The sequence below is a fragment of the Gordonia malaquae NBRC 108250 genome, assembly GCF_000344135.1.
Classification (GTDB): domain Bacteria; phylum Actinomycetota; class Actinomycetes; order Mycobacteriales; family Mycobacteriaceae; genus Gordonia; species Gordonia malaquae.
Window position 1 is genome coordinate 92,703 of the sequence record NZ_BAOP01000004.1, and the last position, 22,936, is coordinate 115,638.

The 22,936-nt window shown below is 67.5% G+C and carries 22 protein-coding genes; 9 read left to right on the forward strand and 13 right to left on the reverse strand.

Annotation, left to right across the window (positions count from 1 at the left end; all coding sequences use genetic code 11):
* Positions 1–117: 117 nt before the first annotated feature.
* The 4 genes from GM1_RS03785 to GM1_RS03800 are packed head-to-tail and all read left to right on the forward strand — an operon-like array spanning position 118 to position 5,166.
* Complete coding sequence (locus tag GM1_RS03785) at positions 118–1,248, forward strand: polyprenyl synthetase family protein (RefSeq protein WP_040519443.1); 1,131 nt, start codon at positions 118–120, stop codon at positions 1,246–1,248.
* Positions 1,245–2,765, forward strand: a complete 1,521-nt coding sequence (crtI, locus tag GM1_RS03790) for a phytoene desaturase family protein (RefSeq protein ID WP_008376770.1) — start codon at positions 1,245–1,247, stop codon at positions 2,763–2,765. Before GM1_RS03785 ends, crtI begins: the two co-directional genes overlap by 4 nt.
* Positions 2,762–4,267 (forward strand): polyprenol phosphomannose-dependent alpha 1,6 mannosyltransferase MptB, encoded by a 1,506-nt coding sequence (gene mptB, locus GM1_RS03795; protein ID WP_008376771.1) that lies wholly within the window; start codon positions 2,762–2,764, stop codon positions 4,265–4,267. Before crtI ends, mptB begins: the two co-directional genes overlap by 4 nt.
* Entirely contained in the window at positions 4,264–5,166 is a 903-nt protein-coding gene (locus GM1_RS03800; protein ID WP_008376772.1) for a phytoene/squalene synthase family protein, read from the forward strand. The genes mptB and GM1_RS03800 overlap by 4 nt, the downstream gene beginning before the upstream one ends.
* 21 nt (positions 5,167–5,187) lie before the next feature.
* Here GM1_RS03800 and GM1_RS03805 read toward each other — a convergent pair whose 3' ends face one another.
* Positions 5,188–5,661 (reverse strand): winged helix-turn-helix transcriptional regulator, encoded by a 474-nt coding sequence (locus GM1_RS03805; RefSeq protein ID WP_008376773.1) that lies wholly within the window; start codon positions 5,659–5,661, stop codon positions 5,188–5,190.
* A gap of 99 nt (positions 5,662–5,760) precedes the next feature.
* Here GM1_RS03805 and GM1_RS03810 point away from each other — a divergent pair, with 99 nt between their 5' ends.
* Complete coding sequence (locus GM1_RS03810; protein ID WP_008376774.1) at positions 5,761–6,939, forward strand: thiolase family protein; 1,179 nt, start codon at positions 5,761–5,763, stop codon at positions 6,937–6,939.
* Between the two features lie 18 nt (positions 6,940–6,957).
* On the opposite strand, the gene GM1_RS03815 is transcribed toward GM1_RS03810, so the two are convergent.
* On the reverse strand, positions 6,958–7,323 hold the full coding sequence (locus GM1_RS03815; RefSeq protein WP_008376775.1) for an Rv2175c family DNA-binding protein: 366 nt from the start codon (positions 7,321–7,323) through the stop codon (positions 6,958–6,960).
* Positions 7,324–7,394: 71 nt separating this feature from the next.
* Here GM1_RS03815 and GM1_RS03820 point away from each other — a divergent pair, with 71 nt between their 5' ends.
* Together GM1_RS03820 and GM1_RS03825 are read left to right on the forward strand one after the other, a co-directional pair.
* Positions 7,395–8,675 carry a protein kinase domain-containing protein gene (locus GM1_RS03820; RefSeq protein ID WP_008376776.1) on the forward strand — a complete coding sequence of 427 codons (1,281 nt, stop codon included), beginning with the start codon at positions 7,395–7,397 and terminating at the stop codon, positions 8,673–8,675.
* Positions 8,676–8,828: 153 nt separating this feature from the next.
* Complete coding sequence (locus GM1_RS03825; RefSeq protein WP_223291386.1) at positions 8,829–9,341, forward strand: DUF4352 domain-containing protein; 513 nt, start codon at positions 8,829–8,831, stop codon at positions 9,339–9,341.
* A gap of 420 nt (positions 9,342–9,761) precedes the next feature.
* Here GM1_RS03825 and GM1_RS03830 read toward each other — a convergent pair whose 3' ends face one another.
* Both GM1_RS03830 and GM1_RS03835 read right to left on the reverse strand, forming a co-directional pair.
* Positions 9,762–11,156, reverse strand: a complete 1,395-nt coding sequence (locus GM1_RS03830) for a class II 3-deoxy-7-phosphoheptulonate synthase (RefSeq protein WP_008376779.1) — start codon at positions 11,154–11,156, stop codon at positions 9,762–9,764.
* Between the two features lie 10 nt (positions 11,157–11,166).
* Positions 11,167–11,667, reverse strand: coding sequence for a polyadenylate-specific 3'-exoribonuclease AS (locus GM1_RS03835; RefSeq protein ID WP_008376780.1), 501 nt, complete (start codon positions 11,665–11,667; stop codon positions 11,167–11,169).
* A 40-nt stretch (positions 11,668–11,707) separates the two neighbouring features.
* On the opposite strand from GM1_RS03835, the gene GM1_RS03840 reads away from it, so the two are divergent.
* The gene (locus GM1_RS03840) at positions 11,708–12,994 is read left to right on the forward strand and encodes a glycosyltransferase 87 family protein (protein WP_040519445.1); all 1,287 of its coding nucleotides are present in this window, start codon (positions 11,708–11,710) and stop codon (positions 12,992–12,994) included.
* Positions 12,995–13,020: 26 nt separating this feature from the next.
* Here the strand turns inward: GM1_RS03840 and GM1_RS03845 are convergent, their stop codons facing one another.
* From GM1_RS03845 to GM1_RS03870, 6 genes are all read right to left on the reverse strand, one after another.
* Positions 13,021–13,746, reverse strand: coding sequence for a lysophospholipid acyltransferase family protein (locus GM1_RS03845; protein ID WP_008376783.1), 726 nt, complete (start codon positions 13,744–13,746; stop codon positions 13,021–13,023).
* A gap of 58 nt (positions 13,747–13,804) precedes the next feature.
* Complete coding sequence (locus tag GM1_RS03850) at positions 13,805–14,779, reverse strand: ROK family protein (RefSeq protein ID WP_008376785.1); 975 nt, start codon at positions 14,777–14,779, stop codon at positions 13,805–13,807.
* Positions 14,780–14,782: 3 nt separating this feature from the next.
* Entirely contained in the window at positions 14,783–15,133 is a 351-nt protein-coding gene (locus GM1_RS03855; RefSeq protein ID WP_008376786.1) for a hypothetical protein, read from the reverse strand.
* A gap of 98 nt (positions 15,134–15,231) precedes the next feature.
* On the reverse strand, positions 15,232–16,443 hold the full coding sequence (locus GM1_RS03860; protein WP_040519448.1) for an ArsA family ATPase: 1,212 nt from the start codon (positions 16,441–16,443) through the stop codon (positions 15,232–15,234).
* A 20-nt stretch (positions 16,444–16,463) separates the two neighbouring features.
* Positions 16,464–16,901, reverse strand: coding sequence for an SRPBCC family protein (locus GM1_RS03865; protein WP_008376788.1), 438 nt, complete (start codon positions 16,899–16,901; stop codon positions 16,464–16,466).
* Complete coding sequence (locus GM1_RS03870; RefSeq protein WP_008376789.1) at positions 16,898–17,305, reverse strand: hypothetical protein; 408 nt, start codon at positions 17,303–17,305, stop codon at positions 16,898–16,900. The genes GM1_RS03865 and GM1_RS03870 overlap by 4 nt, the downstream gene beginning before the upstream one ends.
* Before the next feature lie 133 nt (positions 17,306–17,438).
* Here GM1_RS03870 and GM1_RS03875 point away from each other — a divergent pair, with 133 nt between their 5' ends.
* Entirely contained in the window at positions 17,439–19,244 is a 1,806-nt protein-coding gene (locus tag GM1_RS03875; protein WP_008376790.1) for an AMP-dependent synthetase/ligase, read from the forward strand.
* An 88-nt stretch (positions 19,245–19,332) separates the two neighbouring features.
* On the opposite strand, the gene GM1_RS03880 is transcribed toward GM1_RS03875, so the two are convergent.
* The 3 genes from GM1_RS03880 to GM1_RS03890 are packed head-to-tail and all read right to left on the reverse strand — an operon-like array spanning position 19,333 to position 22,931.
* Complete coding sequence (locus GM1_RS03880; protein WP_008376791.1) at positions 19,333–20,451, reverse strand: glycosyltransferase family 4 protein; 1,119 nt, start codon at positions 20,449–20,451, stop codon at positions 19,333–19,335.
* On the reverse strand, positions 20,451–21,863 hold the full coding sequence (locus GM1_RS03885; RefSeq protein WP_008376792.1) for a peptidase MA family metallohydrolase: 1,413 nt from the start codon (positions 21,861–21,863) through the stop codon (positions 20,451–20,453). The genes GM1_RS03880 and GM1_RS03885 overlap by 1 nt, the downstream gene beginning before the upstream one ends.
* Entirely contained in the window at positions 21,864–22,931 is a 1,068-nt protein-coding gene (locus GM1_RS03890; protein WP_081604225.1) for a C40 family peptidase, read from the reverse strand.
* Positions 22,932–22,936 lie beyond the last annotated feature (5 nt).

Consider the following 22,936-nt stretch of genomic DNA (forward strand, 5'->3'; position numbering starts at 1 on the left):
TCCGATCCTTCGGATTCGACTCCGACCCGGCCCCTGCTCCGATCCAGGCAGTGACCCACCGGTCGACGCGTCGGCGTGAGTGCCGTCACTGCGACGTCCACCGGTAGGGTTGCTGGCGTGGTGAATCTGACGGAGCTGCCTGCTGCAGTGGACGACGTGCTCGACGGGTTCTTCCAGGCCACGGCACCGATCCTCGAGGCGATCTATCCCACTGTCGGCGAGGCGGGCGATGCGCTGCGCGACTTCGTGATGACGGGCGGAAAGCGAGTCCGACCACTGTTCGTCTTCGCTGGACGGCAGTGCGCCGCGGCGGGTCCACCGCTCGCCAACGGAGATAAAATCACCTTGATTGAAACTCCGGACGAGCTGCGCGAGACGCTGCGGGTCTGTGCGGCGATCGAGCTTATCCAAGCGTGTGCTCTCGTCCACGACGACATCCTCGACCGCTCGGACACGCGCAGGCAGAATCCGACGGTGCATCGCCGCTTCGAAGCCGTCCACGCCGACCGCGGATGGGCTTCGGACTCCGGACACTACGGCGACTCTGCTGCGATCCTGATCGGCGACATGGCGCTTGCCTGGGCCGACGACCTTTTCCACGGCGCGATGCCGACGCCTGATGCCGTCGCCGATCCCCCGCACCGCCCGATCCCGTTCGCGGCGTCCGCGGTGTGGTCCAGGATGCGGACCGAGGTGCTCGCGGGCCAGTTCCTCGACATCACCAACGAGGTGTCCGGTGACGAGTCGCTGACCGCGGCAGAACGCGTGATGGCGTATAAGACCGCCGCCTACACTGTCGCTCGACCATTGGAGCTCGGGGCGACACTCGGTGGAGCGTCCCCCGAACTGTGTGCCGAACTCCACGGCATCGGCATCGACCTCGGTATCGCGTTCCAACTGCGCGACGATCTGCTCGGAGTGTTCGGCGACCCCGCCGAGACCGGCAAGCCCTCGGGCGACGACCTCATCGCGGGCAAACGCACAGCCCTGCTCGCCGTCGCGCTCGACGCCGCTTCCGATGCCGACGCCCGTCTGCTCCGCAGCAGTGTGGGCCGCCCGATCAGCGATGCCGAACTGGCCGCCGCCCGCGACGTCCTCATCCGATCCGGTGCCGTGGCCGAGATCGAACGACAGATCGCCGATCGCCGTGACGTCGGCCTCGCCCGGATCGACGCCCTCGACTGCCCTGCTGCGGCTCGCGCCGACCTGACGTCGATGGCGCACCGCGTCACCAGCCGGAACAAGTGACTGCGGTGTCGACTCCCCACGTCGTCGTGATCGGCGCAGGCCTGTCCGGACTGTCGGCCGCGGCTCGACTCCGCCAGTCCGGCGTCGACGTGACCATCATCGAAACAGCATCTGCGGCGGGCGGTCTCGTCCGCACCGAAACGATCGGCGGGCACCGATTCGACACGGGCGCGACTGTCCTGACCATGCCGGGACTGCTCGTCGACGTGCTCGATGCCGTCGGAGTGACCGAAGATCAGGCCCGCGAACGGCTGTCGCTGACTCCGGTCGATCCGGGCTACGTGATGAACTACGCCGATGGAACTTCGTTGACCATCCCGCACGATGCGGCAGCGATTCCGGCCGCCGTGGCCGACGCGTTCGGTCCGAAGTCCGGATCTGACGTGGCCGACCTGCTGACCTGGCTCCGGAGGGTGTACGACGCGGAGTTCGAGGTCTTCATCGACCGGAACTTCGACGGATTCAGCGACCTGGCCGATGGACGGACTCGCAAGGCCGCCGCCGAGCTCGTCCGGCTCCGCACCCTCGGCGGCTTGACCGGCGCGATCGCACGATTCGTGTCGGACGAACGTCTGCAGCGCGCATTCACCTTCCAGGCGCTGTACGCGGGTGTCCCGCCGCACCGTGCCCGGGCGATCTACGCGATCATCCCCGACATGGACATCGGGCGGGGAGTCTGGGCGGCGCCTGGAGGCATGGGTCGGGTCGGCGAAGTCCTCGCGTCCGCGCTTGTCGATGCGGGCGTCCGCATCTCCTACGGGACCACCGCGACCGGGTTCACCAGGGACTCTGCGGGCTCGATCGTGGCCGTCGACACGACCCACGGTCCCATAGCCGCGGACGCCGTCGTCTCGACTCTCGAACGTGACGCCGTCGCTCGTCTGACCGGCGAAGGTCGCGCACGTCGACGTCTCACGTATTCGCCGAGCGCGGTGGTCGCCCACGGCCTGGTGCCGGTCGATGTGACCGCCCGGTGGCGATCGGGTCATCACACACTCGACTTCGGCACTGCGTGGACACAGACGTTCGCCGAGATCACCGGCCGCCGGGGCCGCGTGATGTCGGACGGTTCGTTCCTCGTGACGCGCGGCGCAGTCGGCGATCCGGGAACGTTTGTCGTCGACGGCCTGGAGTCGGTGTCAGTCCTCGCTCCGACGCCCAACCTCGACTCGGCCGAACTGCCGTGGGACGTCCTCGCCGCGCCGTACGTCAACGAAGTGCTCAGCACCCTCGCGCACCGCGGGTACTCGGGAATCGACTCGATGCGCATCCTCCGCATTGATCACCCCCGCACGTGGCAACGCGCAGGCCTGCCCGCGGGAACTCCGTTCTCGGCCGCTCACACGGCCGCCCAGACCGGGCCGTTCCGCACGCGCAACGTCTGGCCCACGATCGACAATCTTGTCCTCGCGGGCAGTGCCACGGTGCCCGGTGTCGGCATCCCACCGGTCCTGATCTCGGGCGGACTCGCGGCTTCGCGTGTCGTCGACATGCTGAGTACAGGCGGCGACCGATGACGACGGCAGCCACCGACAACAGCGTCGACTCGTCCGGCGGCTCGCTCAAAGCGTTCGTCGGCCGGTATCCGGACTCCGTCATGGGGTTCGCGGGCGCATTCGCCGTCACGATCGGCACGTACGGCCTGGCCGACGTCCCGCGAAACGATGCGACGCTCGCCGACCTGGGCCTTGCGCCGATGACGTACGGCCACGGCAAGACCCTGTCGGGTGTGGTGTTCTGGCTTGGTGTCACGCTGATGATCTGGGCGTGGGTGCGGATCGGGCGGGCCCCGCATGCGATGAGCCTGCGGGCGACCGTCACAACGGTCCTCGCGTGGGCGGCGCCGCTGATGCTCGCGATCCCGGTCTACAGCCGTGACGTGTACGCATACCTCGGTCAAGCGATGGTCCTCGCCGACGGGTTCGACCCGTACCAGGACGGTCCCGCCCATGTCCCCGGTCCCATCGTCGACTCGATGGCTCAGATCTGGGCGCCCACGACGTCGCCCTACAGTCCGGCGTTCATGCTGCTCGCACGGGGTGTTGTCGAGGTGACCGGCCAGAACGTGTTCGCAGGCGTCATCGCCTTCCGGATCGTTCTGCTGCCCGGTCTGCTGCTCGCGCTGTGGGCTGTCCCGAAGATCGCCGCGCACTTCGGCGCGAGTCGTCGCCGAGGGCTGTGGCTGGCTGTCCTCAACCCGATGCTGCTGATCCACCTCGTCGGCGGTCCGCACGCCGAGCTGCTGTTGATGGGTGTCCTCGCCGCCGGCGTCGCACTCGTCCTCGACGGCCGCCACATCCTCGGGCTGCTGGTACTCGGTTGCGCCGGATCGCTCAAGGTGACCGCGTTCATCGCGGTCCCGTTCGTGGTGTGGATCTGGATCGATCATCTGCGCAGAGAACGCGCCGTCTCCGTGCAGGACGGCGTCGGGGTGTTCGCCGCGACGGCAGCGATCCCGCTCGCGGTCTTCGGCACGTTCACAGCGATCCTCGGGCTGGGCATCGGCTGGACGAACGGGCTGACGTTCGCGGACCGCATCATCAACTGGTTCACGCTTCCGAGCCTGGTCGGCCATGTGGCGAGCTACGTCCTCGCGCCGTTCCACGTGTGGAATCTGCAGGCGATCCTGCCGGTGACCCGCTTGATCGGCCAGGTTGTGCTGGCGGTCCTGCTGGTCTGGTTCTTCTTCCGGGGACGCGGCGACGAACGCTCGGCGATGAAGTGCATGTGCTGGGCGATGTTCGCGGTACTGCTCCTGGAACCTTCCACTCTGCCCTGGTACTACTCGTGGGTCACGGTCCTGGTGGTCGCGTTCACCCTGCCGATGTGGGCACGTCAGACGATCGTCGGAGCAAGTGCCTTCCTGCTCATCGTGTTCCAGCCGGACGACTCGATCGTCTTCTACAAACCTGTCGAGACGCTCCTCGCGCTTGCGCTCTCGGTGCTGGCCGCGGTCGCGCTGCGGCGGGCCGATCCGCTTCGACTACGGCGCGGCGGCGCCTTCCTGCTCGGGAGATGAGCGACGTCGCACGCGGGCACTCCGTCGCGCGGTCGGTGACGGCTGGCGCAGGCCGCACCTACTATCTCGCGTCCCTCCTGCTGCCCGCACCACGGCGCCGCGCAGTGCATGCGCTGTACGCGTATGCCAGGTCTGTCGACGACGCCGTCGACAGCGGCCTCGCACCAGACGTCGCGACAGCTCGGATCGACGTCCTCGAGGCCGGGCTGCACGCCGCGCTCCGCGGCGATGCACCCCCTACTGGATTGGACGTCGACGACGCCGACGTGCTCGCCGCGCTGGCCGCCGCCGTCAGAGACAACGGAATTCCGATCTCAACGTTCGACGCCTTCGGTCGCTCCATGCGCATGGATCTGCCCGGTACACCGTTGTTCCGCAACCGGTACCGGACGTTCGACGATCTCGCCGAGTACACCTACGGTTCCGCCGCGGTCATCGGCATCCAGATGATCCCGGTGCTCGGGGCCGACCCGTCGCTCGGCGACGGCGCCGCGCTGCTCGGTGAAGCGTTCCAACTCACGAACTTCATCCGCGACGTCGCAGAGGACCTGCGACGCGACCGCGTGTATCTCCCGTTGGACGTTCTGTCGGCGTTCGGCGTCGACGAAGACCGGCTTCGCGACGACCTCGGGCGGCGATCGACGTCTCCGGAACTGAAGCGTGCGATCGCCCACGTGATCGCGGTCAACCGGGATCAGTACCGACGGACCACGCCGGCGATCGAACGTCTGCCCGCAACCACTCGCCCCGCCATCGCTGCCGCCGCACGCTCGTACAGCGACATCCTCCGAGTGATCGAAGACGCCGATCACGATGTCATGGCGGTTCGGGCCGTCGTGCCCAGGCGCACCCGCGTCCGTCACGCGGCACAGTCGTTGTTCGGCGGCCCGCGGTTCTGATCGAGGTCCGGCGCCGACTCCCTAAGCGCCGAGGCGATCCACCCGCACCGCGATCTGGTCGTCGGAGGGCTCATGGCCGGCGGCACATCGCATTTCAACGCGCACGGGTGCGTCGCAGTCGATGTGCGCCAGTCGCAAAGGCGTGGGCGCGTCGGCGTGGACCTCTCCCCACTGGAACAGGCCGAACACCACCGGCATCAGATCCCGTCCGGATTCGGTGAGCACGTACTCGTGACGAGTTCGCTCCCCCACTTCTCGGTACGCGCGCTTGTCGAGAAGCCCGGCCTCCACGAGGCTCTTCACGTTCGCCGACGTCGTCGCAGGTGACATGCCGACCCTCGCGGCGAAGTCGTCGAATCGCGTGGTGCCGTAGAACGCCTCCCGCATCACCAACATCGCGTTGCGGGTGCCGACTACTCGCATCGCCTTCTCGATCGGGCACCGCCCGTGAGTGACCCACGCGTCCCGATCGGCCAGGACCCCGTCCAACCGCATGACACACCTCACACATCCGCTGACTTCACATTGTTGAATCCAGCGTACAGTCAACACTGACTTCAGAACACTGAAGTCAGATCGTGAAGGAGAACTCCCATGACCGGTATCGCACGTGACGCAGTGATCGTGGACGCGGTTCGCACACCCGTGGCGAAGGGCAAGCCCAGCGGCGCATATCACGAGATCCACCCCGTCGACCTGCATGCTCGCGCCCTCTCCGCCCTCGTCGAGCGGACCGGCATCGACCCCGAAAGCATCGACGATGTGATCTCCGGCGCCGTCGGTCAGGTCGGCGAGCAGTCGGGTAACACCGCTCGGTGGGCCGCACTCGCCGCAGGTCTCCCCGAGTCGGTGCCCGCGGTGACCGTCGACCGGCAATGCGGGTCGAGTCAGCAGGCACTGCACTTCGCAGCGCAGGGTGTCATCGCAGGCGCGTACGACGTCGCGATCGCGTCGGGTGTCGAATCGATGAGCCGCATTCCCATCGGTTCGCAATTCCTCGGCGCGGACTTCGCGGGCCCTGCCGTCGCCGAACGCTACACCCCCGGCCTCATCCCACAGGGAGTGAGCGCCGAGTTGATCGCCCAGAAATGGGATCTGAGCCGGACCCGACTGGACGAGTTCTCCGCGGAATCGCACCGCCGCGCCGCGGCCGCATGGGCCGACAGCAGGTTCAACTCCCAGATCACCTACGTCAACGACCTCCGCACCGATGAGACGATCCGCCCGTCGACGACCGTCGAGACCCTCGCGGGCCTGCGACCGGCGTTCCGGAGCGACGCGTGGGAGTCGCGCTTCCCCGACCTCGACTGGCGGATCACCGCGGGCAACAGCTCACCCGTCAACGACGGGTCAGCGGCGGTCCTCGTGGCGTCCGACGCCGCCGCGACGGAACTCGGCCTCACTCCGCGAGCGCGTGTTCACTCGTTCGCCGTCGCGGGCGATGATCCGATCCTGATGTTGACCGGCATCATCCCGGCCACCCGAAAGGTACTCGAGCGTGCAGGCCTGACCATCGCCGACATCGATGTGTTCGAGGTCAACGAGGCGTTTGCCAGCGTCGTCCTGGCATGGCAGGCCGAAACCGGCGCCGACCTGGGACGAGTCAACATCAATGGAGGCGCCATCTCGATCGGGCACCCGTTGGGCGGGTCCGGAGCGCGCCTGACGACCACACTGCTCAACAATCTCGAGCAGGTTGACGGACGGTTCGGACTTCAGGTGATGTGCGAAGCAGGCGGCCTGGCGAACGCCACGATCATCGAGCGGATCTGACGACCGAGGCGTGTAGCGCTAGAAGGCCTGGGCTTGCGCTCGGCGGATGACCTCGCGCGCGGAATGCGTGTGGAGGGCGTCCGCCGGGCGCAGTCCGAGGTCGTCCTGCTCGGTGAAGAGCCATTCCATGGCCTCGTCGCGGGTGTAGCCGCCATCGAGGAGCGTGCGGACCAGGCCCTCGAGGTGCTTGGCGAGGCCGTCGGGGCCGAAGAAGGCCGCGGGAATCACCGGCACGCCGTCACGAGACGCAGCGAGGAGGTTGTGGTCCCGGACCAACGTCCGGACACGGTTGGAGGAGACGTGAAGGCGACGGGCCGCCTCATCGAGGTCGACGGTCTCGACGTCGGCGGGCAGGATGTTGACGGAGAGCGGAAGGGATGCCACGGGCGAAACACTACCCGTCCGGTCGGACACCTCACACGAGAAGCCAGGCGTACCGGGTAGATTCGAACATCATGACAGCCCCCGCCGACCCGTTGATCGGCCGCGTTCTCGAGCGGCGATATCAGATCGACGCTCCGATCGCGCGCGGTGGAATGTCGTCGGTGTACGTCGGGACCGATGTCCGGCTGCATCGTCGAGTCGCGATCAAAGTGATGGATGCGCGGTACGTGGGCGATCCCCAGTTCCTCCGACGCTTCGAGTTCGAGGCGCGCGCCGTCGCAGGATTGAGCCATCCGGGACTCGTCGCCGTGTACGACCAGAGCATCGACGGCGACATCGCATTCCTGGTCATGGAACTCGTCCGGGGCGGCAGCATCCGTGAACTCCTCCGCGAACGCGGCCCCATGCCGCCGCATGCGGTCGCGGCGATCGGAATCCCGATGCTCGGCGGTCTCGGGACCGCTCATCGCGCGGGCCTGGTCCACCGCGACGTGAAGCCCGAGAACGTGCTGATCTCCGACACCGGAGACATCAAGGTGGCCGACTTCGGCCTGGTTCGCGCCGTCGCCGAAGCCGGCGTCACATCGGCGAGCGTGATCCTCGGAACGGCCGCCTACCTTTCTCCGGAGCAGGTGTCGTCCACCGACATCGACGCGCGCAGCGACGTCTACTCCGCAGGCATCCTGATGTTCGAATTGCTCACCGGCAGGCAACCGTTCAGCGGCTCCACCCAGCTCGCGCTCGCCTACCAGCGACTGAGCTACGACGTGCCCGCCCCCGGAGACCTGATCCCCGGGGTCCCCCCGCAGTTCGACGACATCGTGCTCCGTGCCACCGAGCGGCGCCCCGATGATCGGTTCGCCGACGGATTTGCGATGCAGCACGCCATCCTCGACGCCGTCGACGAGATCGGCCTGCCGCCGTTCACCGTCCCCGCGCCGAGCCAGGCGTCGGCCCGCGTGACGAACGCGATCGCCCGCCCCGTCGTGCCCCGCCCCGTCGCCCCGCCTGCGGTCGCTCGACCGGCAGTCGCCGGGACCCGACAGGCCACCGACCCCGATCGATTCGACGATGACGCCGACTACGACGACTACGCGGACGACGATCACTGGGACGACGACTACCAGGACGCCCGCTACGCGGACGACGACTGGGACCACGACGAGGAGCCCAACGACGCGCGGTCGGCGCGCCGAGTGCACCGTGGTGCCCGACCTCGACAACCCGATGTCGATGACGACCCTCTGCCGCCCTCTCGCCGTATGGCGGCTGTCGTCTGGTTTCTCCTGGTCACCGCCATCGCGGCGGGCATCGGAACACTCGGCTGGGCGCTCGGCTCCGCAGTCGCCTGATCGCCAGACGCAGCTGGGCGGGCAATTCGTCCGTTCGAATGAACTCTGCGTGGAGGCGGGTTCGCAGGCCCATTTTTGTCGGACCACGTTCCTACCTTGATGTCCACCAGCAACCGGGCGTCCCGCCCGGAGCTCCTCACAAAGGACATCCCAGTGATCTCTTTCCGTTCCATCGCAGTCGCCGCTGTCGCCGTCGTCGCGCTCGGCGCCACCATCGCCTCCGGTGAAGAGGACAAGCCCGAGAAGGTCGACGGCGCGAACGCGACCCAGCAGGCAGCCGACTTCAAGATCGGCGAGACCGTGAAGCTCGGCGACTGGCAGGTGAAGGTCTACGGCGTGCAGGACCCGTATGTCTCCGACAACCAGTTCATGACGCCGTCGCCCGGCAACCGCCACGTCGTCGTCGACACCGAGGTGACGAACAAGAGCGACTCGTCACAGACCGTGTCGTCGATGATGTGCTTCGAACTGCTCGACGAGAAGAACAAGTCGTACGACATCGCCATCACCGACGCCGCGGACAAGACGCTCGACGGTGACGTCGCTGCCGGCGCCTCGCGACGCGGCAGTCTCGCGTACGAAGTGCCGGAGACCTCGAAGAAGCTGCAGCTCAAGTTCAGCTGTGACCTGTTCGGGTCGGGCTCGGCTCTGATCGCCCTGTCGTGACCAAGCCGGGCGACCTCCTGCTGAGCCCGTGGGTCGGCATCGCGCTGATCGTGCTGGTCCTCAACGACCATGTGCTCAAGGCGCGGTTCGGCGGCATGATCACGGGAAAGCTGTCCGATGTGGTGGGAGTCTTCGTGCTCCCGCTGCTCACTTTGGCTCTCGTCGAGGTCGCCCGGTACGCGTTCGGACTCCGGTGGGTCAGCGGCCGACGCGACGTGCTGATCCACGTCGCGGTGGTCGGGTTCGGCTTCGCTGCGGTCAAGACGATTCCGGCGGTCGACCGAGCCTACGAGTACATGGTCGGACTGCTGCGCACCATCGTCACGTTCTCGACCGACCCGGTCACTCCGATTCTGGTCTATCCGGACACGACCGACCTGCTCGTGCTTCCGGTGCTGGTCGGAACGTATGCGCTGGTGGTCAGCCGCGAAGCATCTCGGCGACGAGGAACGCCAGTTCCAGCGACTGCTGGGTGTTCAGGCGGGGATCGCACGCCGTCTCGTAGCGCCCTTCGAGGTCAAGATCAGAGATGTCCTGAGCACCGCCCAGGCACTCGGTGACGTCCTCCCCGGTGAGCTCGATGTGGATGCCGCCCGGATGGGTGCCGAGCGCACGATGCACTTCGAAGAAGCCCTGAACTTCGTCGACGACCCTGTCGAAATGGCGCGTCTTGAAGCCTGTCGACGCCGTGTGGGTGTTGCCGTGCATCGGGTCGCACTGCCAGATCACCTTGTGACCGGTCGCCTCGACGGCTTCCACGATGGGCGGGAGAACGTCTCGCACGTTGCCGTTGCCCATTCGGGACACCAGCGTCAGACGTCCGGGACGGTTGTCCGGGTCGAGCAGCTTCACGTAGTCGGCGGCCTGCTCGGGCGTCGTCGTCGGCCCGATCTTCATGCCGATCGGGTTGCTGATCAGCTTGGCGAGCGCGACGTGAGCACCGTCGATCTGACGGGTCCGCTCGCCGATCCACAGGAAATGCGCCGACAGGTCGTAGAGGACCTGCTCATCGCCACCGTGCGGGTCGTCGGCCAAGCGCAGCATGCCGCGCTCATAGTCGAGGACGAGAGCCTCATGGGAAGCGAAGATCGAGGCCGACTCCAGGCTCGAGTCGGTCACCCCGCAGGCGTCCATGAACTTGAGGCCGCGGTCGATCTCGGCGGCCAGCGCCTCGTAGCGAGCGCCGGCGGGCGAGGTGCGGACGAACTCGCGGTTCCAGTCGTGGACCCGAGCCAGACGTGCTTCGGCACCGGTCAACGCCCGGACCAGGTTCATCGCGGCCGACGCATTCGCGTAGGCGCGGACCAACCGGGACGGATCGTGGGCACGTGCCGCCTCGTCTGCGGCGAGCGAGTTGACCATGTCACCGCGGTACGACAGGAGACCGAGCGAATCGGTGTCCGACGACCGGGGCTTCGCGTACTGACCCGCGATGCGGGCGACCTTGACCACCGGAAGGCTGGCGCCGTAGGTCAGCACGACAGCCATCTGCAGCAGAGTGCGGATGTTGCCCTTGATGTGCGGTTCGGTGTTGGCGGCGAACGTCTCAGCGCAGTCACCGCCCTGCAGCAGGAACGCCCGACCGTGAGCCACCTCGGCGAGTTGGTCGGCGAGGTTCTCCACTTCGGTCGGCATGCAGATCGGCGGCACACTCTCGAGCACGGTGCGCATCTTGCGCGCTTCGTCGGCGGGCCAGCTCGGCTGCTGAAGCGCGGGGCGCGCCAGCACGTCCTCGAGTTTCGCAGCGAGGGAACCCGGCAGCGGAGGCAGTTCGGGAAGCTCGTCGAGGGGCACGTCTACGGTCCAGTTCACCACGTCGTTCAGCCTATCCTGCGGGTGCGGACGCGTCTCGCGCCGCCTCTATCGAGAGCCACTTGTTCAAGTTGTGGCGAGCGTCGGCGAGCGCGTCGTGCGCGTCCTTCGGCGCGGGAGGCAACGTCGGCGAACCGGCGGCCTCCCAATGCTGGCGGAGTTCCCGGGTGAAACGCGGCAGGTCGCGGGGAAGCTCGGTCATCGGACCCCACAACTGACAGAGCACCACATGATCGTAGGCGGCCACCCACGCCCACAGCTCGACTCGGCCGTCCCCGGCGACGAGGAAGTCGTAGAGATCGTCGCGGATGGCGCGCCGGGACTTCCACGCCTTGTCGGCAGGCGACGGCAGCTTGTCGAGCACGTTCGCACGCACCCAACTGCCGGCCCGGCCCGGGTCGAACTCGGTGGAGACGGCGTAGAACTCGCGGCCGTCCTCGGCGACCACACCGATCGACACGAGTTCGATCGTGGTTCCGTCTTCGATGAACTCGGTGTCGTAGAAGTAGCGCACGAGTTGAAGGTTATCCCGCCGCAGCAGCCATAATCTCCCTATGTCCTCCTCGATCCGCGCCGCCGAGTCCACGCTGCGCCGTTGGCGACCGGGCCCGGGGGTGTCGACGCTGACCGCGCTCGTGTTCATCGTGTCGTCTACGTTGCAGATCGCCGGCGTCCCGTTCACCTCGAGTTTCGGCACGCGGACCCGCTTCGACATGGACGTCTACCGTCTCGGCGGGCAGCTGTGGCATCAGGGGTTCAGCTTGTACGCCGACGGTTCGTTACCGTTCACCGAGGACGGGATCTGGCTTCCGTTCACGTACCCGCCGTTCGCGGCCCTGCTTTTCACTCCGCTCGGCGCGATGTCGCTTGCGGTGACGAGCATCGGCGTCTCCGTGGTGACCGTGCTCCTGCTCGTGTATGTGACCAAGGTGACGTTCGACGTCCTCGGGGTGGGCGATCGTGCCAACCGGTGGCAGACCGCGTTGCTGCTGTCGGCGGCGACCGTGTGGTTCAACCCGTTCGGCATGACCCTGGGATTCGGGCAGATCAACCTGGTCCTGATGGCGGTGATCGTGGTCGACGTCTTCGTCATGGGCCGCAGACCCGGCCCGTCGACGGCGCTGCAGGGTGTCCTGACCGGTCTGGCCGCCGCAGTGAAGTTGACGCCGCTCGTGTTCCTCGGCGTGTTCTTGATGGCCGAGCGGATCCGGGCGGTCGCGGCCGGTGTCGTGGCGTTCGTCGGTGCCGCTCTCATCGCGTGGGTGTGGATTCCCGACGACTCGAAGACCTACTGGACCGACACGGTGTTCCACACGGGGCGCATCGGTGAACCCGAAGGCCGCATCAATCAGAACCTGAATGCGCTGTGGTTGCGCCTCTTCGACGATGGAGGGTCGACGGCGTCGGTGCTCTGGGTGCTCTCCAGCCTGTTGGTGACGGTGCCCGCGGTCTTCGCTGTGCTCGCGGCACGTCCGCGGGAGGCTTTCGCCCCGGGCCCGATCGGCGGCCGGGTGAACGCGATGGTCGTCACGTGTGCGATCGCGGTGTGGGGACTGCTCGTCTCCCCGACCACCTGGGCCCATCACTGGGTCTGGTGTGTGCCGGCGATCGTGACTGCCCTGGTCTTCGTGTCCCGCACCGACTCCCCACGTGTACGTGCGGTGTACGGCTCGTTGGCCGCAGTGGGAACGGTGATCTTCGCGATGGGACCGTTCCAACTGCTGCCGCCGATCCAGGACGGTTGGTCCTGGTGGCAGCACATCGTCGGAAACGCGTACCCCCTCTGGGGCATCGCGCTGCTCATCGCCTTCTGGCGCCTTCCGTACCGACCGACGCGCTGATCTGAAGGCCGACGGCCCGGGGGCGATCAGGCGGCGGGTTCGCCGCCGTCCATCAGCTCTTCGGCCTTCTTGTACGTGCCGTCGGAGTTCTTGAGCTTCTGCGCGTACACGTCGACGTACTGCTGACCGGTCAGACGCATGAGCGCGTACATGATCTCGTCGGTCACGGCGCGCTCGATGAAACGATTGCCCGCCATGCCCTCGTAGCGTGAGAAGTCGAGGGGTTCGCCGACTCGAACAGTGATCCGGGTGGGCCGGGGAAGGATCGTCCCGGGCGGATTGATCCGCTCGGTGCCGATCATCGCCACGGGGATGACGGGCTTTCCGGTCTCCAGCGCCATGCGGGCGAGTCCGGTCTTGCCCTTGTACAGGCGACCGTCGGGTGAGCGGGTCCCCTCCGGGTACAGGCACAGCAGACCGCCTGCGTCGAGGACACGCTTGCCCGCGCTCAGAGCACCCGCCGCCGCACTCGCCCCCGACCGGTCGATCGGAATCTGACCGGACGAGCTGAAGAACCACTTCTTGAACCTGCCCTTGAATCCGCCCTCGGTGAAGTACTCCGACTTCGCGAGGAAGAAGATGCGTCGACGCACCATCAGCGGAAGGTAGAAGCTGTCGACGACTGCGAGGTGGTTCGACGCGATCAGGGCGGCGCCCGACTTCGGGATGTTGTCATGCCCCTCGATCGTCGGGCGTCCCATGAGCCGCAGTCCAGGGCCCATGAGGATGTACTTGAAGATGAAGTACCACATGCTCGCGTCCAGTCCCTTCTCACGACGGCCGCTCGGCTCGTCAGTGCGTCGCCTTACTCTACTGGCTCGTGCGGAGTCCCTCGCGGGCCACTTGTGCGGCGCCGATCACTCCCGCCGACTCCCCCAGCTGAGTTCCGCGGATCCGCGCGAGCTGACGATGGCCCGCACCCGTCACCGACGCGGTGTACTGCTCGCGTGCGTCGTCGAGGAACAGACCCGAGGCCGCCCCCACGCCGCCGGCCAGAACGATCAGGTCGGGGTCGAAAACATCGGCGATCATGCCCAAGCCCAGTCCCAGCCATCGTGCGAGGTCGGCGTAGGCGGCGAGGGCGACGGGGTCGCCGTCCGCGGCCGCCGCCGCGACGCGTCGCCCGGTGAGTGAGCCGGGGTCGGCATCCGACTCCGCGGCCAGCACACTTCGCGGGAATCGTTGTGATGCGAGGATCTCGACGGCCGTGTCGACGAGCGCCGTGCCGCTGCAGTAGCGCTCCCAGCAGCCCTTCTTGCCGCATCCGCACGGACGACCGTCGGGGACGACGGTGAGATGCCCGAGCTCCGGGGCCACGCCGAAACTGCCCCGGTAGAGTTCTCCGCCGAGAATCAGACCCGCCCCGATCCCGGTGCCGATCGCCAGGACGAGAGTGTTGTGCCCCCGTGCCGCGGCGCCGAAATGGAGTTCGGCGACGGCGGCCGCGTTGGCGTCGTGCTCGGCGAATACGGGCATGCCGATCCGCTCGGCCATGTCGGCTGCGACGTCCGCCTCGATCCACGGCAGGTGAGGAGCGAATCGGACGGTCTTGCGGTCCGAAGTCAAGAAGCCTGCGATGGCGAGGCCCACGGCCCCGACCGCCCACCGGTCGCGGAGTTCACCGACGAGCCGATCCAAGCAGTGTTCCAACGCGGAGGCTGTCGACGGGGTCGCGGTGCGCAGGGTGTCGAGCATTCGACCTGAGGAGTCGACGACGCAGGCCCGGACGCTGGTACCGCCGATGTCGATTCCGACGGTGAGGTCCGTTCCCGGGGACGGCGTCACGGTTTACGCTCCGGCCGAGATCCGGACCGGGATCGACTCGAAGCCGCTGCTCGGCGCCGATTGTCCGGCGGGTGCCGAGCGGAGCGATTCGGCGATTGCTTCGAGGATCGCGATGAACGCGGAGAGGATTCGGGCGAGCAGGTCGCCGAGTTCGGTGAGCAACGTCCCCAATTCGGCGGCGAGTTCGGGAATGGGTCCCGGGACGACGCCGACCGCCGCGGCTGCCGCCGAATGTCCCCCGCCGATGATGGCTGCCAACTGATCGATGTTCGAGACCAGCCCGAGCAGCATGTCCTGCACCGGGTCGCCGCTCGCGGCGGTGCCGGCGCGGGTGTCGCGCTCGTCTGCAGGCATTGCTCGTGCACTCCTTCGGAAGTGTCGGACGCCTGGTTGCTCGGCGTCGGGCGTGTGTGCGGATTCTACCGGGCCAGGCGGGCGACCAGCGTGTCCGGCTACCTAGCGGGCCCGGATCCGCCGTCCCGCGCGGGCCACACCGCCGGGTCGGGCGAAAAGGTCACGGTGAGCAGTCCGGCATCCCATCCGGCCCCGATGACTCGGCATCGTCGCAGGACAGAGGGCAGTCGGACGGGATGTCGGAAGCCGTCGATGGTGACCAGGAGGTCGTCACCCGATCGGCCGAGCTGCAGTTGGTCCGGCCGCGGCAGACCTTGCCTCCACGTGAGTTCGAACACAGTGTCCACGCCCTCGCCGGACGCCTTGGTGACCGTGAGCGCCCCGCTGCCACGGGGTCGTCCGCTCGGCTTCTGCGCGTGCAGCGTGATCTTGCGGATGCGGGAGAGCCGGTCGAGGACTCCACCGGAGTCCACCTCGTGAACGGTCACCGCCCCGTCGCCGTCGACGAGCGAGCGGACATGCTCGGCGACCGACACCGTGGACATCGCGGCCTCACCGGCGTTGACCAGCACAGATCGCAGCGGGAGTCCCGTCAGATCGGCTATCGCGAGTTGATCGGCAGCGGCGCGGCGTCCACGGTCGCCTGCGTCGAGGACCAGATGCGCCGACACCGAATGCGGATCGATGAGCAGTTCGGCGAGATCCTGGCAGTCACGGTCGATGCCTTCGACCGCGGCCGACAGTTGAGCGAGCGCGGGCTTCTCTGCCGCCTCGGCGAGGCGTGCGTGCCGCGGCCACAGACGTTCCACGGCCGTCGACAGGATGACGGGTGCACGCAGGAAGGCGTGTGGATCACCGACACCCGACAGGTCGACGACGACCCGACGCCACCGACCGCTGGTCGCAGCGTCCCGGATCTGCCGAAGCAACAGGAACTCCCCGATGCCGGGCAGTGCCACCATCTCGCCCGGAGCGACCGACGACAGCGTCCCGACGATCGGAAGGAACGCCCGGGCGGCGCTGACGGCCGTCAGGGCCGCCGTGAAGTCGGTCCAGGCCTGTTCGACGACGGCCAGCGGGTCCAGGTGCAGGAGATCGGTGTCGGCGGTGATCGCCACCGGCTCGCCTGGCACGCGGAACACCCCGAGGCGCTCCGGCAGGTACGACTGCCGGTCGACGGTGACCAGGAGGGTGTCGCGTTCGGCTCCGATGGGCAGCACTCCGCGATGCTCGTGCGTCGACGCGTCGACGGTCAGTGCGGCCGCCGCGGCCACCACGGACACGCCTGATCCGCCGGGTCCGAGCACCAGGTGGATGGGCGTCAGATCGATCAGCCTTCGACCCTCTTCTTGAGGTCGCTCAGCGCCGACGTCGTGATCGCCTTCTCCGCGCGTCGCTTGAGTTGACTGATCATCGGGATCTTGAGGTCGACGGTCAGCGTGTACGTGACCTTCGTCGACCCAGCCACCTGCTGCGCGAGCAGGTACTGGCCACGCTGATCGCGCTGGAGATCACTGGAGACGAGTCGCCACGACACCGACGACCCGTCGTCGGCCCATTCGTAACGGAGTTCGTAAGTGTCGGCGAGGACTCCCGCGTCGAGGACGAAGCGCACGTGCACCCCGCGTCCGGCCGCGTCGCGCTCGAGGACGGTCACCTCACGCGCAGCCCCGACCCACTCGGGATAGTTCTCAAAGTCGGCGATCACGGCCATCACCGCTGCGACGTCGGCCGCGATGATCGTGGACTGCTCGGTGCTGTCGGTCATGCGACGCTCCCGGCGGTGGCGGGTCCACCGATCTCTCGGCCTGCCTCGAGGAGTTGTTTGACCTCGAAAGCCATCACCTTGCCCGCGACACGTCGCAGACGGTTGAGTTCGGCGACCTCGGCGAGCCAGGCGTCGGGCTCGGTCGGCAGCGGCGCGACGGGTTCGGCATGGAGGTAGTAGTGCAGGACGAAGCCGTCCATGCACTTCTCGTTCCAGATCTCCATGGTCCCGGTCAGCGGGCCGGACACACGCCAGCGGACACCTTCGTCGCCGCGGTCCTCGGCGACCTCCAACGTCAGATCCGGCCACCACCGCCGCCACCTGGCTCGATCGCCGACAACGGCTCCGGCCAGGGACGGGGCGGCAGCGACGAATGCCTCGTCAGCCACCTGAATGCTCGTCACCGAACCAGCATCACATACGCACGTCGCACGACAAAAGCCGCCTGGCACCGCGAGGCCGCGTCAGCGGGGATAGAATTACCGACCAGACCAATGCGTCTTGTCACATAGTCCTGTTCTGAGAAGGTGTTTCTTGATGGCAGAGTGCCGCGTCCCCGCTGAATTCAACACTCCGAAGGAACGGAACGCGTCCGACGTCCTCTTCGACATCGCAGCGGCCACCCCCGCGAAGACCGTGTTCCGAGTCCAGCAGGGCACCGACTGGCTTCCGGTCTCCGCGGCCGACGCGGCCGACCGCGTCCGGTCCCTCGCCAAGGGCTTCATAGCCTCCGGCATCAAGCCGGGCGATCGCGTCGCGCTGCTGTCGTCCACCCGCATCGAGTGGACGCTCATCGACTTCGCGATCTGGTCGGCGGGCGCCGTCCCCGTCCCGATCTACGATTCCTCGTCCGGCCCGCAGATCGACTGGATCATGCGCGACTCGGCTGCCGTCGCGATCATCGCCGAGACAGCGTCGCACCGCGCGACCGTCGACGCGGTCGAGTCGATCACCGACGCCGTCGCCGTCTATCAGATCGACGATGAGCCCGGCAAGGGCATCGTGGAACTGTTCGCCGAACTCGGCAAGGACGTGACCGACGCCGAACTCGACGAGCGTCGTCGTCACCTCACGGCCGCCGATCCGGCGACGCTGATCTACACCTCCGGCACCACCGGACGCCCCAAGGGCTGCATGCTGACGCACGCCAACATGCTCGGCGAGATCGGCGGTGTCCTGGAGACCCCGCTGAACACGCTCCTCGGCGACGGCAAGCGACTCCTCCTGTTCTTGCCGATGGCTCACGTGTTGGCGCGCGCGATCAATCTCGTCGCGATCGAGGCAGGAGTCGAGGTCGGCTACACCAACAACATCAAGGATCTGCTCCCGACGTTCGCCCAGTTCCGCCCGTCCCTGATCCTGTCGGTGCCGCGCGTGTTCGAGAAGGTCTTCAACTCGGCACGCCAGGGCGCGCACGACGGAGGCAAGGGCAAGATCTTCGATCTCGCCGCCGACACCGCGGTGGAGTACTCGAAGGCGGTACAGTCGGGCGACAAGCCGGGACTGATCCTGCGTGGCAAGCACGCACTGTTCGACAAACTCGTCTACGCGAAGTTGCGTGCCGCTCTCGGCAGCCAGTGCGAACTCGCGATCTCCGGCGGCGCACCACTCGGCCCATACCTCGGCCACTTCTTCAGCGGCGTCGGCATCCCCGTGTACGAAGGGTACGGACTCACCGAGACCACCGCCGCCATCTGTGTGAACACCCCCGGTCAGGTCCGGGTCGGCACGGTTGGACGCCCGATCCCCGGCAACAGCGTCCGCATCGCCGAGGACGGCGAGATCCTGCTGTCCGGCGAGGTCGTCTTCGCGGGCTACTGGCAGAACGAGGAGGCCACCGCGAACGCCATCACCGACGGCTGGTTCCACACGGGGGACCTCGGCAGCCTCGACGCGGACGGTTACCTCCGCATCACCGGCCGCAAGAAGGAGATCATCGTGACAGCGGGCGGCAAGAACGTCTCCCCCGCCCCGATGGAAGACATCATGCGCACCCACGCGCTCGTGTCGCAGGCCATGGTCGTCGGCGATCAGCGCCCGTTCGTGTCGACACTGATCACCATCGACCCGGAGGCCTTCGAGGGTTGGAAGGCACGCAACGGCAAGGACGCCGGTGCGACGGTCGCCGACCTCGCCACCGACCCTGCGCTGTGCGCCGAGGTCCAGCAGGCCGTCGATCAGGCTAACGAGACCGTCTCGCACGCCGAGGCGATCAAGAAGTTCCGAATCCTGCCGTCGGACTTCACCGAGGAGACAGGTGAGCTCACCCCGACGCTCAAGGTGAAGCGCAACGTAGTCGCCGAGAAGTTCGCGGCCGACATCGAGGCGCTCTACAAGAAGTAGCTCGACGAATGATGCCCCGCGCACTCACGCAGTGTGCGGGGCATCGTCGTCTTCGTCAGTCTCGTCGAGTAAGCGTCGTTCGCCCGTGTCAGAGAAGACGCATGAGGCGGGCGGCTTGTTGCCGCCACTGCCAGTTGTCGACCGCCCAGGCCCGGCCCGCTCGCCCCATCGACTCTGCGAGCTGGGGGTCGGTCAGGATGTCGGTGATCGCGTCGGCGACACGATGTCGATCGCGACCGTCGACGACGGTCCCCGTCTCTCCTTCGCGAACCGTCTCGGGCGCCCCACCGGAATCGCCGGCGACAACCGGCACGCCGCTGGCCGACGCCTCGAGGAACACGATCCCGAGTCCCTCCACGTCGAGCCCGCGCCCCCTGGTGCGGGTCGGCATAGCGAACACGTCTGCCATCGCGTGATGCTTGGGGAGTTCGGCCGCCGGCACTGAACCGGTGAACATCACCGAATCGGTGACGCCGACCGAGACCGCGAGGTCTCGAAGACGATCGCCGTAGGGGCCGCCGCCGACGATGACGAGTCGAGCGTCGGGCACCGATTCGAGCACTCTCGGCCACGCTTCGATGAGGACGTCCTGCCCTTTCCGCGGGACTAGCCTCGACAGGCACAGGACGACGGGCGCGTCCCCGAGACCGTAGCGTTCCCGCAGTTCGCGTCGGGACCCGGCGTCGGGCGCGAAACGGTCGACGTCGACGCCGCATGACACGTACTCGAGCGCTGCATTGCGCCCGAACGCCGAGGCGAATCTGCCTCGCGTGTACCGACTGACGTAGGTGACCACATCGGTGTTGTCGCCGATGTACCGCAGGATCTGCCGGGATCCCGGCAGCATCGACCAGCCCACTTCATGACCGTGTGTGCTCGCGACGACGCGCTTGGCGCCTGCGCGGCGCATGTGCGGGCCGAGGACAGCCAACGGTGCGGCGGCACCGAACCACACCGTGTGCACGTTGTTGTCGCGGACGAGTCGGGCGGCCTTCCGCGCGACGAAGGGCGTCGGGATCATCAGCGTGGTGCGGTGCCGGACGATCCGATACGGGGCGGCGGCGTCGTACGCTTCGCAGCCCTTCCACTTCGGCGCGTAGACGATCACGTCCTCCGGCGGCAAGAACCGCAACAGGTTCTCCAGGTACGACTGGATCCCGCCGGGTCGTGGCGGAAAGTCGTTGGTGACCAGCAGTGTCCGTTCCATCAGCGGACCTGCTCGCGCAGCCAACCTTGCCACTGCTTGACCAGCGCGGCCTTGTCTTTGCCGAGGGCTGACCTGATCGCAGCGTCCTGGGTCGGCGAATCTCCCCCCTTGGCGACACCGGTGTACAGCGTCTTCAGCTTCTCCTCGCCGTACTCGTCGGCGACGAACGCCGCGAACGACCAGGCGCTCTGATAGGCGACACGGGCGGCGTCGGTGTCTACCGCGAATGCGGAGTCGGCGGGCAGAGTCTTCGGGACGTCTCCCCCGGCGACGGCTGCGGCGAGGTCCGGCGCGGCGTCGATGAACTCGCGGTAGGTCCCGCGACGTCCGACGTACTCCGGGACGCCTTCGGTGAGCCACAGCGGCGCGTTCTCAGCGGTGATCAGGCGCGTTGCGACATGCATCAACTCGTGACGCAACACCACTGTGAGTGCGGGTCCGGTCAGGGACGCGGCGCTGGGTGCGAGGACTATCCGCTGGCCGATCACCTTCTTCTCCGGTTTGTCTATGCGGGAGAACACTGTCGCCGCCGCCGCGGTCTTCGTGTCTGCCGACTCGGTACGGGTGAGGCCCGCGAACTCGGCCGGACTGCCGGTCGCTACGACTGCGGCGCGGCGCGGCCAGTCCTGACCCCAGAACTTGTCGACCGCGGTGACGGCGGCCGGCAGGATCTTGGTGGCCGCGGCGGTGGTCGCCTCTGTTCTCGGATACGACAGGACCGTCGAGGTTCCCCCGGCGGTCTTCACGTCGACGGCCGCCACGCCGCCGAACTCCCACGGACCGACTTCAGCGGGACCCGCCGATTTGATCGTCGTCGGAGTGGGATCGGGCGCGAGGCTGCCGTCTCCGACTACCTTCCAGTCGTCGTCGTAGCGGGCGAACGACATCGTCTCGGTGAGCGTGATGACGGGTTCGTCAAGACCCGGAGTGCGCGCACCGCCAAGGGCGTACGACAGCTCGACCGGGTTCACCCAGGTGTCGGTGCTCCCCTGCTGCTCCAGACGGGACACCCACTGCTCGCCGAGAAGCCGTTCGGCACCGGTGCTCGGGGCGAGCCGATACCCGAACGTCGAAGCGGCGAGGGGGCCTCCGCGCGACCCGCGGTCCCCTTTGGCCGCGAACGATGCAGCGATCGTGCGCATGCGGTCACGGAACGCCGCGGGCGCCGACTTGTCGATGAGGGCGTCGAGCCCGGCGATGTCTCCTGTTCGGAGCACGGACGACAACTGATCGAGCAGCGCCGTCACACCGTCGGACCGTTGCTGTTCAAACGGATTGAGCGGCGTCGTCGACACCGACCCGGACGGCGTCACCGAGTCGTCGGGTCCGTTCGAGCACGCCGTCAGCACGCCGAAGGAGACGGCCGCGGCCACCAGTGCAGCGAGCGTGGCCCGCCCGTGGTGCGAGCTCACTCAGTACCGTCGCGCAGCGTTGTACGGTCCGGCCTTGTCGATCGGGACGACGGCCACAGGAACTCCGAACGTGGACGCGTGCACGACAAATCCGTCGCCGACGTACATGCCCACGTGAGAGGCACTCGAGTAGTAGATGATCAGGTCGCCGGGCTTGAGGTCCTTGCGCGCGACCGGGGTGCCGCCTGCGAGCTGCGCTTCGCTGGTACGCGGGATCGTCCGCTTAGCCTGCTTGTACGCCCAGAGCATCAGTCCGGAGCAGTCGAACTGGTGCGGGCCCACTGCGCCCCACACGTACGGATCGCCGATCCGGGAGATCGCGGCCTGGACTGCGATGAGTTCGGGGGACGTGCCCTTGGGGACGGCCCGCGCGTCGAATTCGTACCGCGGTCCGCGGAGTGCGGCGAGTTGCTTCCCTGTCAGCGACTTGTAGATCGCGCGGATCTGCACCGCTTCGAGCTGAAGGTCGGCCTGCTTGGCCTGGAGGTCGCCGCGATGACGTTCGGCTTCCGCGACGGCGGCGCGCGCCGTGGCGGCCGCTGCGTCGGCGTCCGACCGCGCCTGGCGTGTCCGCTTGGCGACGTCTGTGGCGACGCGGAGATCGGTCGCCGCCTGCCGGGACATGATCTCCAGGCCCGACATGTTGTCGAGGAGGCTCTGCGGCGAATCGCTCACGAGCATGGCGTAGAGGCGATTGACGCGCGCGCCGCGGTAGCTCGCGCGCGCGAGCGCGTCGACCTTGACCTGTGCGGCGTCCATCTCCTTCTGCATGGAGTCGAGCTTCTTCGTCGCCGCGGCCGATACGCGGCGTTCTCTGGCGACGGTCTTGCGCTGCTTGTTGTACTCGACCTGGGCCGAGTTCATCGACTCGGCGGTCCGCTCGGCGTCTTTCGACAGTTCGCGGTACCTGGTCAGGATCTGGTCGGCGCTGCGCACGGGATCCGCAATCGCCACCGGCGGTGCGGGCAGCAGAGCGGCGGTGGCGACGACGACACTCCCGAGCACGGCGGCACGTGTCGTCCGACGTCGCCGGTCACGGTTTATCTGATACACCACATGATCCTTCATACCGT

Coding starts and splice junctions, on each gene's coding strand:
- GM1_RS03890 (WP_081604225.1), bottom strand. CDS start 22,931: ATGAAGGATCATGTGGTGTATCAGATAAACCGTGACCGGCGACGTCGG.
- GM1_RS03880 (WP_008376791.1), bottom strand. CDS start 20,451: ATGGAACGGACACTGCTGGTCACCAACGACTTTCCGCCACGACCCGGC.
- GM1_RS03800 (WP_008376772.1), top strand. CDS start 4,264: ATGAGCGACGTCGCACGCGGGCACTCCGTCGCGCGGTCGGTGACGGCT.
- GM1_RS03865 (WP_008376788.1), bottom strand. CDS start 16,901: ATGACCGACAGCACCGAGCAGTCCACGATCATCGCGGCCGACGTCGCA.
- GM1_RS03855 (WP_008376786.1), bottom strand. CDS start 15,133: ATGCCTGCAGACGAGCGCGACACCCGCGCCGGCACCGCCGCGAGCGGC.
- GM1_RS03845 (WP_008376783.1), bottom strand. CDS start 13,746: ATGTGGTACTTCATCTTCAAGTACATCCTCATGGGCCCTGGACTGCGG.
- GM1_RS03810 (WP_008376774.1), top strand. CDS start 5,761: ATGACCGGTATCGCACGTGACGCAGTGATCGTGGACGCGGTTCGCACA.
- GM1_RS03805 (WP_008376773.1), bottom strand. CDS start 5,661: ATGCGGTTGGACGGGGTCCTGGCCGATCGGGACGCGTGGGTCACTCAC.
- GM1_RS03875 (WP_008376790.1), top strand. CDS start 17,439: ATGGCAGAGTGCCGCGTCCCCGCTGAATTCAACACTCCGAAGGAACGG.
- GM1_RS03820 (WP_008376776.1), top strand. CDS start 7,395: ATGACAGCCCCCGCCGACCCGTTGATCGGCCGCGTTCTCGAGCGGCGA.
- GM1_RS03840 (WP_040519445.1), top strand. CDS start 11,708: ATGTCCTCCTCGATCCGCGCCGCCGAGTCCACGCTGCGCCGTTGGCGA.
- mptB (WP_008376771.1), top strand. CDS start 2,762: ATGACGACGGCAGCCACCGACAACAGCGTCGACTCGTCCGGCGGCTCG.